The 17,189-nt window shown below is 63.8% G+C and carries 14 protein-coding genes, 1 tRNA gene and 1 riboswitch; of the genes, 8 read left to right on the top strand and 7 right to left on the bottom strand.

The window, feature by feature from the left end:
* Positions 1-22: 22 nt before the first annotated feature.
* Together gcvH and gcvT are read right to left on the bottom strand one after the other, a co-directional pair.
* A complete protein-coding gene (gene gcvH, locus KSAC_RS12065) occupies positions 23-388 on the bottom strand; it encodes a glycine cleavage system protein GcvH (RefSeq protein WP_102324702.1) in 366 nt (121 codons plus the stop codon).
* Positions 389-436: 48 nt separating this feature from the next.
* A complete protein-coding gene (gene gcvT, locus KSAC_RS12060) occupies positions 437-1,570 on the bottom strand; it encodes a glycine cleavage system aminomethyltransferase GcvT (protein ID WP_102324703.1) in 1,134 nt (377 codons plus the stop codon).
* Between the two features lie 257 nt (positions 1,571-1,827).
* Positions 1,828-1,917, bottom strand: a riboswitch (glycine riboswitch).
* A gap of 103 nt (positions 1,918-2,020) precedes the next feature.
* On the opposite strand from gcvT, the gene KSAC_RS12055 reads away from it, so the two are divergent.
* Positions 2,021-2,332 carry a putative quinol monooxygenase gene (locus tag KSAC_RS12055; RefSeq protein ID WP_132305575.1) on the top strand — a complete coding sequence of 104 codons (312 nt, stop codon included), beginning with the start codon at positions 2,021-2,023 and terminating at the stop codon, positions 2,330-2,332.
* Between the two features lie 82 nt (positions 2,333-2,414).
* Here the strand turns inward: KSAC_RS12055 and speE are convergent, their stop codons facing one another.
* The 3 genes from speE to uvrA form a co-directional block, all read right to left on the bottom strand.
* Positions 2,415-3,278 (bottom strand): polyamine aminopropyltransferase, encoded by an 864-nt coding sequence (gene speE / locus KSAC_RS12050; RefSeq protein ID WP_102324705.1) that lies wholly within the window; start codon positions 3,276-3,278, stop codon positions 2,415-2,417.
* A gap of 125 nt (positions 3,279-3,403) precedes the next feature.
* Positions 3,404-3,868 carry an adenosylmethionine decarboxylase gene (gene speD / locus KSAC_RS12045; RefSeq protein WP_025437442.1) on the bottom strand — a complete coding sequence of 155 codons (465 nt, stop codon included), beginning with the start codon at positions 3,866-3,868 and terminating at the stop codon, positions 3,404-3,406.
* 159 nt (positions 3,869-4,027) lie between these two features.
* Entirely contained in the window at positions 4,028-7,057 is a 3,030-nt protein-coding gene (gene uvrA, locus KSAC_RS12040) for an excinuclease ABC subunit UvrA (protein ID WP_132305572.1), read from the bottom strand.
* A gap of 314 nt (positions 7,058-7,371) precedes the next feature.
* On the opposite strand from uvrA, the gene ssb reads away from it, so the two are divergent.
* From ssb to eda, 7 genes are all read left to right on the top strand, one after another.
* On the top strand, positions 7,372-7,935 hold the full coding sequence (gene ssb / locus KSAC_RS12035) for a single-stranded DNA-binding protein (RefSeq protein ID WP_132305570.1): 564 nt from the start codon (positions 7,372-7,374) through the stop codon (positions 7,933-7,935).
* Positions 7,936-8,085: 150 nt separating this feature from the next.
* Entirely contained in the window at positions 8,086-10,878 is a 2,793-nt protein-coding gene (gene gyrA, locus KSAC_RS12030; protein WP_102324707.1) for a DNA gyrase subunit A, read from the top strand.
* Entirely contained in the window at positions 10,871-11,383 is a 513-nt protein-coding gene (gene coaD / locus KSAC_RS12025) for a pantetheine-phosphate adenylyltransferase (protein WP_102324851.1), read from the top strand. The genes gyrA and coaD overlap by 8 nt, the downstream gene beginning before the upstream one ends.
* Positions 11,384-11,446: 63 nt before the next feature.
* Complete coding sequence (locus tag KSAC_RS12020) at positions 11,447-11,938, top strand: peptidylprolyl isomerase (protein ID WP_102324852.1); 492 nt, start codon at positions 11,447-11,449, stop codon at positions 11,936-11,938.
* A 230-nt stretch (positions 11,939-12,168) separates the two neighbouring features.
* A tRNA-Lys gene (locus KSAC_RS12015) sits at positions 12,169-12,244 on the top strand.
* A gap of 719 nt (positions 12,245-12,963) precedes the next feature.
* Positions 12,964-14,802, top strand: a complete 1,839-nt coding sequence (edd, locus tag KSAC_RS12010; protein ID WP_118962497.1) for a phosphogluconate dehydratase — start codon at positions 12,964-12,966, stop codon at positions 14,800-14,802.
* A gap of 42 nt (positions 14,803-14,844) precedes the next feature.
* Positions 14,845-15,459 carry a bifunctional 4-hydroxy-2-oxoglutarate aldolase/2-dehydro-3-deoxy-phosphogluconate aldolase gene (gene eda, locus KSAC_RS12005; RefSeq protein ID WP_102324709.1) on the top strand — a complete coding sequence of 205 codons (615 nt, stop codon included), beginning with the start codon at positions 14,845-14,847 and terminating at the stop codon, positions 15,457-15,459.
* A gap of 47 nt (positions 15,460-15,506) precedes the next feature.
* Here eda and alkB read toward each other — a convergent pair whose 3' ends face one another.
* Both alkB and KSAC_RS11995 read right to left on the bottom strand, forming a co-directional pair.
* Entirely contained in the window at positions 15,507-16,163 is a 657-nt protein-coding gene (alkB, locus tag KSAC_RS12000; protein ID WP_132305568.1) for a DNA oxidative demethylase AlkB, read from the bottom strand.
* 71 nt (positions 16,164-16,234) lie between these two features.
* Complete coding sequence (locus KSAC_RS11995) at positions 16,235-16,984, bottom strand: DUF2076 domain-containing protein (protein WP_110546940.1); 750 nt, start codon at positions 16,982-16,984, stop codon at positions 16,235-16,237.
* Positions 16,985-17,189: the final 205 nt, after the last annotated feature.

The raw sequence follows: 17,189 nt of genomic DNA, 5'->3' as shown, positions 1-17,189 counted from the left end.
GTAAGGGTAGGAAAGTGGAAAATCAGCCAACCAGCGCGGTATAGGTCGCGTGGTCCATCAGCCCCTCAAGCTGCGAGGCATCGGCCACGGTCATGCGCACGATCCAGCCTTCGCCTTCCGGGTCACGGTTAACCAGAGCCGCGTCATCGCCCAGCGCGTCGTTGAACGCCAGCACATCGCCCGTTACCGGCGCGTAGATGTCCGATGCCGCCTTGACCGATTCCACCACGGCCACGCTGTCGCCCTGCTCCACCGTGGTACCGGGGTCGCGTGCCTCGGCAAAGACCAGCTCGCCCAGTTCATTGGCCGCATGGGCGGTGATGCCGACAACCGCGACATCGCCTTCGACCCGCAGCCATTCATGTTCTTTTGTGTAATAGACGGTCATGTCCGTGCTCCATAAATTACGATGGTCTGTGAAAAATCCGCGCAGGGTTCAGCGGCGGAATGTCGGTGCGACGAAAGGCAGCGCCGCCACCTGAACCGGCAGGAACCGCCCGCGCACGCCAGCGAACAGCCGCGTGCCGGGGGTTGCGAGATGGGTGGGCACATAGCCCATGGCGACGGGACCGCCCGCGCTGGGCCCGAATGCGCCGGAGGTCACGCGCCCTGCCGGGATCTGGCCTGCTTCATCGGCAAACAGTTCGGCACCACCACGCACCGGCGCGCGCCCTTCCGCCCGCAGGCCCACCCGGCGGCGTGTCGCGCCATCCGCAAGCTGGTCCGCCACGATCCGGGCACCGGGATAGCCGCCTGCACGGGCGCCACCGGGCTTGCGGCTTTTCTGGATGGACCATTCCAGCGCGCCTTCGACGGGCGTTGTGGTCAGGTCGATATCGGAACCATACAGGCACAGACCGGCCTCAAGCCGCAGGCTGTCACGCGCGCCCAGACCGGCGGGGGCAACGCCCGGCTGCGCCAGCAGGGCGCGGGCAACGGTGGATGCGGCAGCATTATCCATGCCGATTTCATAACCGTCCTCACCCGTGTAACCCGAGCGCGAAACGATGCAGGGCACACCGGCCAGATCAAGCCCGGCCACGTCCATGAAGCGCATCGCCGCCGCTTTCGGGTTCAGGCTGGCCACGGCTGCTTCCGCCGCCGGTCCCTGCACCGCGATCAGCGCGCGGTCAGACAGCATTTCCACCGTGCAGCTATCAGCCAGTGCGGCATTTACATGGGCGAAATCCGCATCCTTGCACGCCGCATTGACCACCAGCAGCAGCCAGTCGCCCATATTGGCCACCATCAGATCATCGCTGATGCCGCCATCTTCCGTGGTGAACAGGGCGTAACGCTGGCGGCCCGGCTTCAGGGCGACGATATCGGCGGGGACAAGCGCCTCAAGCGCGCGGGCGGCGTCGGCCACCTGTCCCGAACGGGCACGGACGCGCACCTGCCCCATATGGGACACGTCAAACAGCCCCGCGCTGGCGCGCGTATGCAGGTGTTCGGCCATGACGCCCGCAGGATACTGCACGGGCATGTCATAACCCGCGAACGGCACCATACGGGCGCCAAGTTCAAGGTGAAGGTCGTAAAGCGGGGTGCGCAGCAGGGGCTGGTTCATGCGGGCTGGGCCTTGTGCAGGTCCGCGTGCGCGCATGCGTTCGCGCACGCAGGGCATGCGGGTGCAGTGGCACGGTACGCGCCAGCGGAACAGGAAATGGGAAACGGAGAACAGACGGAAAAATAGGCAGGTAGCGTTCTGGACATGCGGCACTCCTGTCGAACCCGGATGGGTTCCAAGTGCCCCTTCTGTCGCATGTGCCTGAGATCGCTATCCCGTCGGCGGGCGCCCGTTGCCGGACGCCTCTTTCCAGAAGTCTTGGCCGACCGGTCCTTTGGCCTGAGAGTTTCCGGGGCGGTTGCTCCTTCGGCGCTGGCGCTGGGCCAGTCTCTCCCGTGTCGACAGGCCTGACTTGACATGACCGGATATGCCAAGTCAATCCATGAAAGGCGCTCAGTGTGACAGGTCGTTGCCCCGTGCGCCCGGAACAGAAATAAGGATCATCCAGCCATGACCACCGCCCCGCTGACCATCGTGGCCGAATTTCGCGTATCTGCCGAAAACCGGGCGCGTTTTCTCGAACTCTGCGCCTATGACAGCGAACGCTCGGTCGCGGATGAAAAAGGCTGCCAGCGCTTCGAGGCCGTAAGCCCGATCGACGATCCGCAGACCATCATCCTGGTGGAAGTGTATGACGATGAAGCCGCATTCGACACGCATCTCGCCACGCCGCACTTCAAGGTCTTTGCCGATGGGGTAAAGGAACTGGGGGTAAAGGAAATCAGCGTGCGCAAGACGGCCCGCTACGCGCCCAAGGCCTGATCCTGCCTGCGGTCCAGACGGCAAAAAGGCCGGGGAACTGCTGTTCCCCGGCTTTTTTCATACCCGCAGACCGTAGCGCCTGTCAGCGCGGCAGGTTCTTTGCGATATAGGGCGGCAGGACAAAGGACGCGCCATGGATTTCCGGCGTCCAGTACCGGCAGCCTTCGCCAATGCCCGCGCGCTGCGCGCGCTCGCGGATCACCTCAACGCTGTTGCGGCCCGGCACGCCACCCTTGGCGGCCACACCCAGCGTCATGAATCCGCCGACATAGGTCGGCACGGCGGCGACATAGGCCGAAACATGCGCGAAAAACTGCGCACGGCGCGCACTGGTGTCACGCAGTTCGTCCGCCTGCATGAACGGCACGCCACACTGGTTCACGATAATGCCGTTGGCGCTGAGAATACGCGCGCAGTGCCGGTAGAACGAATCGGTAAACAGCACTTCACCCACACCGATCGGGTCGGTGCTGTCCACGATGATGACATCGAACGAACCATCGGCGGCATTGGACACGTATTCAATGCCGTCGCCCACGATCACGTCAGCGCGCGGGTCGTTCCATGCGTCACCGGCGATGGAGGGCAGGAATTTCTTGGACAGTTCGATGACCTCGCCATCGATCTCGACCATCACCGCCTTTTCCACCGTGCCGTGTTCCAGCACGCGCCGCAGCACACCGCCATCGCCCGCGCCGATGATCAGCACGCGCTTCGCATCGCCATGCTCCAGCAGCGGCACATGGGTCAGCATTTCCTGATAGACGAATTCGTCCCGTTCGGTGATCTGGACCACGCCATCAAGCATCAGGACCCGGCCAAGATCGACATTCTCGAACACGGCGATATCCTGAAACGCGCTTTTGGTACGCGCCAGCATCCGGTCCACACGCAGTTCCTGCCGCCAGCCCTCGTACAGGCCTTCGCTGATCCACTCACGGGACATTGCGGTTCCCCTTCCGTCTAATCAATGCACATGAAAAAGCACGGGCCGGAAATCAATCCGGCCCGACACTTCGTTATTTAAGGAGGGCATGCCGGTCTGGTCATCACCAGCCCGGCGAAGGCAGGCTAGAGCTGCACGCGCCCGCGACGCTGTTCGTCCACTTCGATCCGGCCGGCCTGAAACAGGCGCTGCATGACCGGAATCGCAAGGTGCGGATCGCACGCGCCACACATGAAAATATCCACGGCGGCAAAATTCCGCTCGGGCCATGTGTGGATCGAGATATGGCTTTCAGCCAGCACGACCACACCCGACACGCCGCCATTGGGCGTGAAATGATGGAAATGGCTGTGCAGGATGGTGGCCCCGGCCGTCACTGCGGCTTCGCACAGGGTACGGTCGATCTGTTCCGGATCATCAAGATTCCGGGCATCCCAAAGATCGACGAGGAGATGCGTTCCCGCAAATTTCATTCCGTCTTTTTCGACGAAATAGTCCTTCCGGTCGTCCTCGGACGAAAACGGCGCTGAAGAGATCTGGTTATCGCTCGGGTGTTCCGAGACCATCCCCAGTTGAGCAAGTGCGTTCATCACGTACCCCAAAACCAGTAGATAGCCTGTTGGGCATTATTGCCCCCTTGGGCCAAGAGAGGCGCTGATAGGGCCTGCCGACGGTACGATGCAAGTATTTTCCGCATCATCACGCCAGTTTTTTTCAGGCCCCACCATCCAGAACCGGTGGCGGCGCGCCTATTTTACGCTTTTGCGACGGGTTTTTGCCGGTTTTTCCTGCTTTTTCACTACTTTCGGCTCCGCCGCCACTGTGGCTTTTTTGCCGCGCCCCTTTCGCCCCGCCGCCGGCGCGGGCGCAGGCGGCACCAGCGGCTGCCTGTCCAGCAGGGGCTTGAGGAATCGCCCCGTATGGCTTTCGGTGCAGGCCGCGACCTGCTCGGGCGTGCCACAGGCGACGATCTGGCCACCGCCATCACCACCCTCCGGCCCCATGTCGATCACCCAGTCCGCCGTCTTGATGACTTCGAGGTTATGCTCGATCACCACCACGGTATTGCCCTGCTCCACCAGCGCATGCAGCACTTCGAGCAGCTTGCGCACGTCTTCGGTATGTAGTCCGGTGGTTGGCTCATCAAGGATATAGAGCGTGCGCCCCGTAGCCCTGCGCGCCAGTTCCTTGGACAGTTTCACGCGCTGCGCCTCGCCACCTGACAGCGTGGTCGCCTGCTGGCCAAGGGCGACGTAGCCCAGCCCCACCTTCTGCAATATGGCCAGCCGGTCGCGGATGCGCGGCACGGCGGAGAAGTAGGGCAGCGCCTCATCCACCGACATGGCCAGCACATCGGCAATGGACTTGCCCCGGAACTTCACGTCCAGCGTCTCGCGGTTGTAACGCGCGCCCTTGCAGGTATCGCAGGTGACGAACACATCGGGCAGGAAGTGCATCTCGATCTTGAGCACCCCGTCCCCCTGGCATGCCTCGCACCGACCGCCCTTCACATTGAAGGAGAAGCGCCCCGGCTTGTAGCCGCGCGCCTTGCTTTCGGGCAGTTCGGCAAACCAGTCACGGATGGGGCCGAACAGGTCGGTATAGGTGGCCGGGTTGGAACGCGGCGTGCGCCCGATGGGGGACTGGTCGATGTCGATGATCTTGTCGAGCTGATCCAGCCCATCGATGGCCGTATAGGGTGCCGGGTTCTGCCCCGATCCCATAAGCCTGCGCGACAGGGCCTTGTACAGCGTGTCGATCACCAGCGTGGACTTGCCGCCACCCGAAACCCCGGTAACACAGGTAAAGGTGCCCAGCGGGAATCTGGCCGTAACATCCTTCAGGTTGTTGCCCGTGGCCCCGCGCAGCACCAGCTCCCGTCTGGGATCGATTTTCCTGCGTTTCGCGGGGACAGGGATACATTTGCGCCCCGACAGGTAAGCGCCCGTCAGGCTGGCGGGATTTGCCGCGACCTCCGCCGGGGTGCCTGCGGCGACGATATTGCCGCCATTGATGCCCGCACCCGGCCCCATGTCGATCAGCCAGTCCGCGGCGCGGATGGCATCCTCGTCATGCTCGACCACGATCAGGGTATTGCCCAGCTTCTTGAGCCGGTCCAGCGTCCCCAGCAGGCGTTCGTTATCGCGCTGGTGCAACCCGATGGAGGGTTCATCCAGCACGTACAGCACGCCGGTCAGGCCGGAACCGATCTGGCTGGCCAGCCGGATACGCTGGCTTTCGCCCCCCGACAGGGTGGCCGAACCGCGCGAAAGCGTCAGGTAATCCAGTCCCACGTCATCCAGAAAGCGCAGGCGATCGAGGATTTCACGCAATATGCGTCGCGCGATCTCGGCGCGCTGGGGTGTCAGGGTTTCCTCCACCGTGCCAAACCAGTCCAGCGCCTTGCGGATGGGCATGTCGGATGCCTGCGCGATGTTCAGCCCCGCCACCTTGACCGACAGGGCCTCGGGCCGCAGCCGCGCGCCATCGCACACATGGCATGGCTTTTCGGACTGGTAGCGCGACAGTTCCTCGCGCACCCATACGCTGTCGGTTTCCGCCATGCGGCGGCGCAGGTTCTTGACCACGCCCTCGAACGGCTTGGTCAGGCTGTAGCTGCGGCGGTCATCGCGGTATGTGAACTCGATCGGGTCTTTTCCCCCCTCAAGAATCACATCGCGCACGTTTTCGGGCAGGTCTTCCCACGGCGTATCCATCGATACGCCATAATGCTTCGCGATGGCGGCCAGCGTCTGGGTGTAATACGGGCTCTGGCTGTTGCGCCACGGGGCGATCGCCCCTGCAGCGAGCGAGAGCGAATCGTCCGGCACGATCAGGCGCGGATCGAAAAATGTTTCCTGACCAATCCCGTCACAGGCCGGACACGCACCCTGCGGCGCGTTGAAGGAGAACAGGCGGGGTTCGACCTCCTCCAGCGTAAAGCCGCTGACCGGGCAGGCGAAGCGTGAGGAAAAGACGGTGCGCGGGGCTTCCTCGCCTTCCGGTGCGTTCTTCACCACCTCTTCCGCATAGACCAGACCATCGGACAGGCCGAGCGCTGTCTCGAAACTGTCGGCCAGACGGCTTTCGATGCCTTCCTTGACCACGATGCGGTCCACCACGGCCTCGACCGTATGGCGCAGGCGGCGGTTGAGTTCCGGCACTTCGTCAATTGTATGGAGCGTGCCGTCCACCTTGGCGCGGGTGAAGCCCTTGCGCTGGAGTTCGGCCAGTTCCTTTTTACACTCACCCTTGCGGTCGCGCAGCACCGGGGCCAGCAGCATGAGGCGCGTGCCCTCGGGCATGGCCATCACGCGGTCAACCATCTGGCTGATCGTCTGCGCCTCGATCGGCAGGCCGGTAGCGGGCGAATAGGGCACGCCCGCGCGCGCCCACAGAAGACGCATGTAATCATGCACTTCCGTCACCGTGCCAACGGTGGAACGGGGGTTTTTGGATGTGGTTTTCTGTTCGATGGAAATGGCGGGCGACAGCCCTTCTATCGAATCGACATCCGGCTTTCCCATCAGTTCAAGGAACTGGCGCGCGTAGGCGGACAGACTTTCCACGTACCGGCGCTGGCCTTCGGCGTAGATGGTGTCGAACGCCAGTGACGACTTGCCTGAACCCGACAGGCCGGTCATGACCGTCAGCGCATCGCGCGGGACATCCACATCGACGTTCTTGAGATTATGCGCACGCGCCCCACGCACGCGAATGGACTGCTGGCTGACATGCTGTGCCGCCGGAACCTGTTCCGGACGCGAAGAAACGCTCATGAACTCTCCCTGTTCCGCTCCCGTGCGGGAAAGCGGATACCGGCCACCATTGCGGACCCACATCTAATCTGGGCCTGCCGGTCCATCACGACAAGGGCCGTGACTGACCGGCCACGACAGCGCCCGTTACATGCCTGCTGCCGCGCCTCATGCCGGCGTTGATCGCGGTATCGTCCTCACACTCGCATTTTAAGGGACGATCCGGTAAGATCGCCGCATATAGCCGCCACGGCCGCCATCGGGCTGCCTGTGGCGGCAGTCGGCAGCGGTTCAGCCGCTGCCGGTCCCATACTCGAACTGCAGCAGGACAGCATATGGCGGGCAGCGTCAACAAGGTCATTCTCGTGGGCAATCTGGGCAAGGACCCGGAAGTACGGAACAGCCAGAGCGGGGCGAAAATCGTCTCGCTGACACTGGCGACAAGCGATACATGGAATGACCGCGCATCGGGCGAACGGCGCGAGCGGACGGAATGGCACCGGGTTGTCATTTTCAACGACCGGATCGCCGACGTGGCCGAGCGTTTCCTGCGCAAGGGCCGCAAGGTCTATCTGGAAGGCTCGCTCCAGACACGCAAATGGACCGACCAGAGCGGTCAGGACCGCTACACGACCGAAGTGGTGGTCGACCGCTTCCGTGGCGATCTGGTGCTGCTGGACAGCAATCGCGGTGGCGACAGCGGCGGTGACGACGCAGGCGGCGGTTATGGTGGCGGCTACGGTGGTGGCAGCGGCGGCGGCGGTGGCTACAGCGCCCCGGCCCGCCAGCAGCCGCAGCGCAACGACCGCCCCGCCAGTGGCGGCGGTAGTGGCGGCAGCGGCGGCGGCTGGGACGCCCCGGCCGGCGGCAGCGATCTGGATGATGAAATCCCGTTCTGAACCCCGCTGGCGCTTCGCGCCGGGCCGCTGACCGTGCTATGGTACGCATGGACCTGATGGCGGCCCCAACGCGCCATTCCTGCCTACCGTCCCGCCCCTGCGCCGTTATGGTCGCCCGGGGTGGGATAACCCTGACATGACGGAACTGCCTTGACCGAGATACCCGACGATCCCCTGCCCCCGTCCGACATGCTGCCGGTCACGATCGAGGAGGAAATGCGCTCCTCCTACCTGGCTTACGCCATGTCCGTCATTGTCAGCCGCGCCCTGCCGGACGTGCGTGACGGGCTGAAGCCGGTTCATCGCCGCATCCTGTATTCCATGCGCGAAAGCGGGTTCACCCACGACAAGCCCTATCGCAAATCGGCCCGTGCGGTCGGTGACGTGATGGGTAAATACCATCCGCATGGCGACTCCTCCATCTATGACGCCATGGTGCGCATGGCGCAGTCGTGGTCGATGCGGGTGAAGCTGATCGACGGGCAGGGCAATTTCGGGTCGGTCGATGGCGATTCCCCCGCCGCCATGCGTTATACCGAAGCCCGTCTGGCCAAGGCGGCTTCCTTCCTGCTGGACGACATCGACCGCGATACCGTCGATTTCCAGCCCAACTACGATGAAAGCGAGCAGGAACCCCAGATCCTGCCCGCCGCCTTCCCCAACCTGCTGATCAATGGCGCATCCGGCATCGCCGTGGGCATGGCGACCAACATTCCCCCGCACAACCCCGGCGAGATAATCGACGCGACCCTAGCGCTGATCGAGCGCCCGGACATGACGCTCGATGACCTGCTGGAATACGTGCCGGGACCTGATTTCCCCACGGGCGGCACCATTCTGGGCCGTGCGGGCATCCGCAGCGCGTTCGAGACGGGACGCGGTTCGGTCATCATCCGCGCCAAGGCCGAGATCGAGGAAATCCGCAAGGACCGCAAGGCCATCATCGTGACCGAGATCCCCTATCAGGTGAACAAGGCCACGTTGCAGGAACGCATTGCCGATCTGGTGCGCACCAAGCAGGTCGAAGGCATTTCCGACATTCGGGACGAAAGCGACCGTTCAGGCATGCGCATCGTCATCGAGACCAAGCGCGAGGCGACGCCGGAAGTGGTGCTGAACCAGCTTTACCGCTTCACGCAGCTACAGACCTCGTTTGGCGTGAACATGCTGGCGCTGGATGGCGGGCAGCCGCGTCTCATGGGGCTCAAGGACGTGCTGGAAGCGTTCATCCGCTTCCGCGAGGACGTGATCCTGCGCCGCGCGCGCTTTGACCTGAACAAGGCGCGTGACCGGGCCCACCTGCTGGTCGGTCTGGTCATCGCGGTTGCCAATATCGACGCGGTCATCGCCCTGATCCGCGCAGCGCCCGATACGGGGGCCGCGCGTGCCGCGCTGATGGCGCAGGCATGGGATGCCGCCGATGTGGCGCCCCTGCTGCAACTGATCCATGACGAAGGCAATGTCATCGTCGATGGTCGGGTCCACCTGACGGAAGCACAGGCTCGCGGCATCCTTGAACTGCGCCTGCAGCGCCTGACCGGGCTGGAACGCGACAAGATCCAGCAGGAACTGTCCGAAGTGGCGGTGCGCATCAACAGCCTGCTGGAAATCATCGCCAGCCGGCCGCGCCGCATGGAGGTCATGCGTACCGAACTGGCCACCATCCGCGCCGAACTGGCTACCCCGCGCGCCACCGACATTGCCGATTACGCGGGCGACCAGACCGATGAAAGCCTGATCGAGCCGGGACAGATGGTTGTCACCATCACCCGCGAAGGCTTCATCAAGCGCACGCCGCTGGACGTATTCCGCGCCCAGAACCGTGGCGGCCGTGGCCGCACGGCGGCGGGACGCCGGGGCGACGACATCATCGTGCGTTCGTTCAACGCGCATACGCATCAGTGGGTTCTGTTCTTCTCCTCGGGCGGGAAGGCATACCGCGAAAAGGTCTGGCGTCTGCCCGAAGCCAGCCCCACCGCGAAGGGGCGCGCGCTGGTCAACCTGCTGCCCGATCTTGGCAGCGACACGATCACCGCCGTCCTGCCGCTGCCGCAGGATGAGGATCTGTGGGAAAACCTGCACCTTGTCTTCGCCACGGCATCGGGCAGCGTGCGCCGTAACCGGCTGAGCGATTTCCGCAACATCCGTTCATCCGGCCTGATCGCGATGAAGCTGGATGACGAGGACCGCCTGATCGGCGTCGCCACGTGCCGCGAAGGGCAGGATGTGTTCCTTGGCACCCGCAACGCGCGCTGCATCCGCTTCCAGATCACGGACGACACGCTGCGTGTCTTTGCCGGGCGCGGCAGTTCGGGCGTGCGGGGCATCAAACTGGCTGAAGGCGACAGCGTGAACAGCCTGTGCGTGCTCAACCACGTCGAGGCCACGGTAGAGGAACGCGCCGCCTATCTGCGCATGGCCAATGCCCGCCGCCGCGCCGAAGCAGCGCAGGAAGGCGAGGAAGCGGAAGAAACCGTCGTAACGGACGATGCCGAAATCGTGGCAGACGACCTGCCACTGTCCCCCGAACGGTTCGCGGAGCTGGAAGCGGCGGAAGAAGTGCTGCTGATCGTCAGCAATGCGGGTTTCGGCCGCCGTTCGTCGGCTTATGACTACCGCGTCAGCGGGCGTGGTGGACAGGGTATCAACAACATGACCTTCTCCGCCAACAAGCGCGGCAATGCGGTCGTGGCGACACTGCCGGTGCTGGAAGGTACGGATGTCATGCTGGTAACCGATGCGGGCCGCCTGATCCGCCTGCCGATCGGGCAGGTGCGCATCATGTCGCGTCAGGCCAGCGGCGTAACCCTGTTCCGCCTGAACGACACCGAGGAAGTGACCAGCGTGTTCCCCGTCATGGATGAAGATGACGACGGGGAAGAAGCCGAAATCGCTGATACGGAAGCCGATACCCCCGCCACCGATGCAGGGCAGGATGACTGAACCCGCCCCATCCCGTACCGGCTTCTATCCGGGCACGTTCGATCCCGTGACCAGCGGGCATATGGATATCATCGAACGGGCAGCGGGCGTGATGGACCGGCTGGTGATCGGCGTGGCCGAAAACCGGGACAAGCAGCCCCTTCTCCCGCTGGAGGAACGGCTGCTATGCCTGCGGACCGATATCGCCCCCCTGAATGAAGGGCGGGCGAACCCGATCACGGTCATCGGTTTTACGGGACTTGCGGTGCATGCGGCGCGTACGCATGGGGCGCATGCAATCATTCGCGGACTGCGGGCGGTTGCAGATTTCGAATACGAGAACCAGATGTTTGGTATGAACCAGCATCTGGCGCCCGACATTGACACCCTGTTCCTTATGGCGCGGGAAGGGCACCAGTACATTTCTTCCCGGCTGGTAAAGGAAATAGCCCGGCTGGATGGGGATATTTCCGGTTTTGTCCCACCTTTTACCCGCGGGCACATCCTAAAACGCCTGCGCGGCTGACAGGCTGGCGGTCGCGTCCCGCGCTGCCGGTTCCTTCACACCCCAATCACGAAACGGATCATGATGTCTGCTACAGAAAACAAATCCGACCTGATCAACGTCGACCTCAAGACAGGACGGGTGGTGATCCGCCTGCGTCCCGACATTGCACCACTGGCGGCCGAGCGTATCCGCACGCTGGCAGCCGAAGGGTTTTATGACAACACGCCCTTCCACCGCGTGATCCAGGGCTTCATGGCGCAGGGCGGCGACCCGACGGGCACCGGCACGTCCGGCAGCAAGCTGCCCGACCTGAAGGCGGAATTCACCCGCGCGGCCAAGTTCGAGCGTGGCACGGTGGGCATGGCCCGCACCATGAACCCGGACAGCGCGAACAGCCAGTTTTTCATCATGTTCGAGCCCTCTCCCCACCTTGACGGCCAGTACACCATCGTGGGCCAGGTGATCGAAGGCATGGACCACATCGACCAGATCAAGCGTGGCGCGGGCCAGAGCGGCATGGTTCAGGACCCTGACCGCATCATCAAGATGCGTCCCGCCGACGCCGAAGCCTGATTGATCCATCCCGCCGGACAGCGTGCGCCACCTGCGCACCTGTCCGGCGGCCTGTTTCCGGTCGGAGCCAGACAGCCGTTTGCGGCCCATGGTACCGGCCGGTTTTTCCATCCCGGCGACCTGCGGCCCCACGCACAGGTTGACACCCCCGCCGAGGATGTTTAGAGACCTGCGCAAGGCGGCGGATCACGGGTTTTTCCTGTGCTTTAGCCCCTTCATACAGGCGATGTGAGCCGGTAGCTCAGTCGGTAGAGCATTCGACTTTTAATCGAATGGTCGTGGGTTCGAATCCCACCCGGCTCACCATCCCCTGTTCCCCCCATAAAATACTCCCCTGAAGGGTTGGCCGCGTTTCTGAACGGCCCCTGAATCTGTTGCACAGTCCCGCCAGGGCTTAACGGTCATGGTGCGGTAACGGACAGAACCTTCGACCGGGAAATGTTCGCTAAATCCTCCTGCGAACCGCGATACGCGCATCAACAGGCACGCGCATGCCCTGCCGTGTTCGCGCGATGGCAGTCTTCTGGCTGAAACGCCCACAAAAACCGAACACCGTACCGCCATCCCTGCCCGATCAGGCCGGAAATCCCGCTTAATGATCCCCGGCGGAAGGGTATTGTCAGGCAGGCGCCAAATAGATGGACGTGTTCGCCAGCAGGGGCGGGAACCTGTGACCTGAATTCCTGTTAGGGGAATGAAATATGGTGTTTTTACAGGCCACGCCCCACCTTTCAGGGAAAAGGAAGAACCATCCCGCGCATGCCCCTGTAGCCGCTGACAGGTGATGGCTGTTCGTTTCTTGATCGAAAATCATTCGCTTTCATAATTTAGTTATAATTTTGTGATTATTTTTATAATTTTATGTCTTGATCTATGGGTGTTTTTTCAAATAGATGTCCACAAGCCTTGCGGTCATACGACATTCGCACATTCCGACCGCTTTCAAACCCGCCTTCATCGCCCGTGCGATGACTGCGAACCGGCCCCCTTCCATAGGTCGGGTCTAGAAAAGTCTGTGAGATTCCATGAGTCTGCATCCCGTCCTGACCGCCGTGACCGAACGGGTCATCACACGTTCGGCTGGCAGTCGCCGCGCCTATCTGGACCTGATCGCGCGCGAAGGTGAAAACGGCATCAGCCGCCCCCGTCTGGCCTGCGGCAACCTGGCCCACGCCATCGCGGCGTCGGAGGGGGACAAGCAGGGCCTGCGCGCAGCGCGCGGCATGAACGTGGGCATCATCACGTCCTATAACGACATGCTGTCCGCCCATCAGCCCTATGGCCGCTACCCGGACCAGATCAAGCTGTACGCGCGTGAAGTCGGCGGGACGGCACAGGTGGCCGGTGGCACGCCCGCCATGTGCGATGGCGTGACACAGGGGCAGCCGGGCATGGAAATCTCGCTGTTCAGCCGCGATGTCATCGCCCTGTCCACCGCCGTCGGGCTGAGCCATGGCATGTACGAAGGCGTGGCCATGCTGGGCATCTGCGACAAGATCGTGCCCGGCCTGCTGATCGGCGCGCTGCGCTTTGGCCACCTGCCTGCGCTGCTGATCCCCTCCGGCCCCATGCCATCGGGCCTGCCCAACAGCGAAAAGCAGCGCATCCGCCAGCTTTACGCCGAAGGCAAGGTGGGCAAGGACCGGCTGATGGATGCGGAATCCGAGTCCTACCACGCTGCAGGCACCTGCACGTTCTACGGCACGGCGAATACGAACCAGATGCTGATGGAAGTGATGGGGCTGCACCTGCCCGGCTCCTCCTTCGTCCCGCCTAACACGAAGCTGCGCCAGGAACTGACCCGTGCCGCCATCCACCGCCTGAGCGAGATTGGCGCACGGGGCGATGACTACCGTCCGCTGGGCCTGTGCGTGGATGAACGCGCCATCGTCAACGCAGCCGTGGGCCTGCTGGCGACGGGCGGGTCCACCAATCTTGCCATCCACCTGCCCGCCATTGCGCGCGCGGCGGGCATCGTGATCGACTGGAGCGATCTGGACCGGCTTTCCTCCGTCGTGCCGCAACTGACGCGCGTGTATCCCAACGGGTCGGAAGACGTGAACGCCTTCCACGCCGTGGGTGGCATGCCCAGCCTGATTGGCTCCCTGCTGGATGCGGGGCTGCTGCATCCCGATATCCTGACCGTAGCGCGTGGTGGCTTTGCCGCCTATCGCAACCGCCCGGTCATGCGTGACGATGCGCTGGTATGGGAAGAGGCAGGCCCGTCCACCGATGAAAGCATCCTGCGCGCGCCGGCCAATCCCTTCCGCGCCGATGGCGGCATGAAGGTAATGGAAGGCAATCTGGGGCGGGGCATCTACAAGACCAGCGCCGTCGCCTCCGAACGCTGGACAATCGAAGCCCCGGCGGCAGTGTTCGACGATCAGGAGGACGTGCTGCGCGCCTTCCGCGATGGAAAACTGGATCGTGACGTGGTGGTGGTCGTGCGCTTTCAGGGACCGGCCGCCAACGGCATGCCCGAACTGCACAAACTCACCCCCACGCTGGCCGTGCTGCAGGATCGGGGACACAAGGTGGCCCTTGTCACCGACGGCCGCATGTCGGGCGCCAGCGGCAAGGTGCCCGCCGCCATCCATATCGGCCCGGAAGCCTATGTCGGCGGCCCGCTTTCCCTGCTGCGCGATGGGGACATGGTGCGTGTGTGCGCCCATACGGGCCGGATCGAGGCCATGGTGGACGCAGCACAGTGGACCGACCGCACCCCGGCCCGTCCGCCCGCACCACAGTTCGGCACCGGGCGGGAACTGTTCGCGCTCATGCGCGGCGGCGTGGACAGCCCCGAACGCGGGGCATCAGCCATCCTTGCCTCCATGGACCGTATGGCCGCACAAGAGAACGCGTAAGGCGGCCAGGCGCCGCAAACAGTTATGAAAGGGAGCCAGCCCATGGCCCAGATTGAAGACATCATGACCATCGCGCCGGTTATTCCGGTACTGGTCATTCATGATCCCGCCCATGCCCGCCCCGTGGCGGAAGCACTGGTTGCAGGGGGCCTGCGCGCGCTGGAAGTCACCCTGCGCACCGAATGCGCGCTGGAAGTGATTGCGGAAATGGCGAAGGTTGAAGGGGCCGTTGTCGGTGCCGGAACCGTGCTGAACGGCGATGACCTGAAAAGTTCGGTCGATGCGGGCGCGCGCTTCATCGTAAGCCCCGGCCTGACCACGGACGTCGCCAGGGCGGCCACCGCTGCCGATGTGCCGCTGCTGCCCGGCACGGCCAATGCCAGCGACATCATGCGCGGCCTCGACCTCGGGCTGACGCATTTCAAGTTTTTCCCCGCTACGGCAGCGGGCGGCATTCCGGCGCTCAAGGCGCTTTCCGCTCCCTTTGGCCGCGCACGCTTCTGCCCCACCGGCGGCATCCGTCAGGATACGGCTTCGGAATGGCTGGGCCTGCCTTCGGTTCTGTGCGTGGGCGGATCGTGGCTGGTTCCTGCCGGAACACCGGATGTGGCCGCCATTACCCAGCGGGCACGCGAAGCCGCTGCCCTTACGGCCTGATCCACAACGCTCGGCGGTCCGTAATGGGCCGCTGACCACCACTCCCGCTATGCCGTACGGCGGAAGGTCAGGTTATACCGGCACGGCCCGGTCAGGGGATGGTCCCCCTCACGCAATGGCGCGATGCCATGAAATGCCAGCCGTGTCGTCCCGCCCCATACGACCACATCCCCGTGCAGCAGAGGAATGCGCCGTAACGGGTCCGTACGCAGCAGCCCACCCCACAGGAAGATGGCGGGCAGGCCGAAGGACAGGGACACGACCGGTGCGTCTGCGCGTTCGTCACGATCCTGATGCAGGCCCATGCGTGCGCCAACCCGATAACCGTTAATCAGGCACGAATCGGGCGCAAAACTCTCATATCCCGCCATTGCGGCAGCCGCGACCGCCATCTGCCGCCACCCCTCCGGCATGGCGGGCCATGGCTGGCCCGTCAGGGGATCGCGTTCCTCATACCGGTAGCCATGCGCATCACTGCACCAGCCCCGTAACCCGCAACAGGTCATGGCGACGGACATGCTGCCCCCGCCCGGAGTCGTCATCCGCCGGAACGGAGACTGACGGGCCATCCGCCGGATCTGCGCAATCATGTCCGCCGCATGGGATGACGCATGGCCACGCAGGATCAACGCGCCATCATCCAGTGGTTCGGGCCCTGATCCGGCGGATTGGGGAAGATCAAGGGGAAATTCCCGCTGGGTCATCGCCCCTCCCCCCGAAATGAAAAAGGGCATCCATAACGGATGCCCCCTTCCCTGTTTCAGTCGCCAGCGGATCAGAAGCTGTTATCGTCACCCGCATCGAAGCCACCGCCGTCATCAAACCCGCCGGACGCATCGCCGCCTGCGTCGAACCCGGAATCGGCAGCGGTGCCACCACCTGCGAACGGATCGCCGCCGCCCGCGCCATCACCGTAATTGTTGTTGATGATGGTCTCGCCCGGCTGGGACATGCCGCCTGCGAAGCCACCCGCGTCATGATGGCCGCTGAACAGGTCCGTCAGCGCGTTACCCACCATCATACCGCCCGCCACACCCGCGGCGGTGGTCAGGGCCGAACCCAGAAAGCCCGAGCCGCGGGCGGGGAACATGCCCGGCTGCATGCCCTGCGGATAGACCGGCTGCGGCGGCGGTGATGTGGGAGCGGCACCACCACCCCACCCCGGAGGGGGCGCTGCCTGCGCACGCTGGCCACCACCGAACATGCCACTGAAGAATCCGCCACCGCCGCTGGGCTGCTGGGGGGCGGCCTGCTGCTGCTGGAGCTGCTGCTGCGCCTGCTGAAGCTGCCACTGAAGCTGGCGAATCCGGTTCTGCGCTTCAGCCAGGGCGGCTTCCTGCACCACCGCCATCTGGGTGACGCGATAACCGGCTTCAGGATATTTCTGGAACATCTGCCCGATATACTGATTGGCCTGCGGGTCAATCGGCGGAAGCTGGGAGGTCGTCTGCGGCACGCTGCCCGATGCAGCCCCCCCCACCCGCGCGAAAAACTGTGTGATCAGATCACGTTCCTGGTCGTTCATCCTGTCTGTCCTGCCTTGGGCTGGGAAAAGCGTATCCCCGCAGATGTGGTCCGTGCAATGGCGATGCGCAAGGCCAAATACCGCCAGATCATGACAGGTTTGGCCTTATGCCATGCCCCGCCTTTCGGTCGCGGCGGCATAACGGTATGCTGGCGCGCGATTTTGCGCCAGATGGTGCATACCCTGTCCCCGTTTACCGGAGCAT

Origin of the sequence: Komagataeibacter saccharivorans (assembly GCF_004348195.1) — a bacterium.
GTDB lineage: Bacteria > Pseudomonadota > Alphaproteobacteria > Acetobacterales > Acetobacteraceae > Komagataeibacter > Komagataeibacter saccharivorans.
This window is presented reverse-complemented; position numbering and strand designations above follow the sequence as displayed.

Excerpts from the sequence above, each read along its gene's own strand:
- ssb (WP_132305570.1), top strand. The coding sequence starts at position 7,372 with ATGGCGGGCAGCGTCAACAAGGTCATTCTCGTGGGCAATCTGGGCAAG.
- speE (WP_102324705.1), bottom strand. The coding sequence starts at position 3,278 with ATGTCCCGTGAGTGGATCAGCGAAGGCCTGTACGAGGGCTGGCGGCAG.
- uvrA (WP_132305572.1), bottom strand. The coding sequence starts at position 7,057 with ATGAGCGTTTCTTCGCGTCCGGAACAGGTTCCGGCGGCACAGCATGTC.
- eda (WP_102324709.1), top strand. The coding sequence starts at position 14,845 with ATGGCCCAGATTGAAGACATCATGACCATCGCGCCGGTTATTCCGGTA.
- KSAC_RS11995 (WP_110546940.1), bottom strand. The coding sequence starts at position 16,984 with ATGAACGACCAGGAACGTGATCTGATCACACAGTTTTTCGCGCGGGTG.
- gcvT (WP_102324703.1), bottom strand. The coding sequence starts at position 1,570 with ATGAACCAGCCCCTGCTGCGCACCCCGCTTTACGACCTTCACCTTGAA.
- KSAC_RS12020 (WP_102324852.1), top strand. The coding sequence starts at position 11,447 with ATGTCTGCTACAGAAAACAAATCCGACCTGATCAACGTCGACCTCAAG.
- speD (WP_025437442.1), bottom strand. The coding sequence starts at position 3,868 with ATGAACGCACTTGCTCAACTGGGGATGGTCTCGGAACACCCGAGCGAT.
- gcvH (WP_102324702.1), bottom strand. The coding sequence starts at position 388 with ATGACCGTCTATTACACAAAAGAACATGAATGGCTGCGGGTCGAAGGC.
- KSAC_RS12055 (WP_132305575.1), top strand. The coding sequence starts at position 2,021 with ATGACCACCGCCCCGCTGACCATCGTGGCCGAATTTCGCGTATCTGCC.
- alkB (WP_132305568.1), bottom strand. The coding sequence starts at position 16,163 with ATGACCCAGCGGGAATTTCCCCTTGATCTTCCCCAATCCGCCGGATCA.
- coaD (WP_102324851.1), top strand. The coding sequence starts at position 10,871 with ATGACTGAACCCGCCCCATCCCGTACCGGCTTCTATCCGGGCACGTTC.
- edd (WP_118962497.1), top strand. The coding sequence starts at position 12,964 with ATGAGTCTGCATCCCGTCCTGACCGCCGTGACCGAACGGGTCATCACA.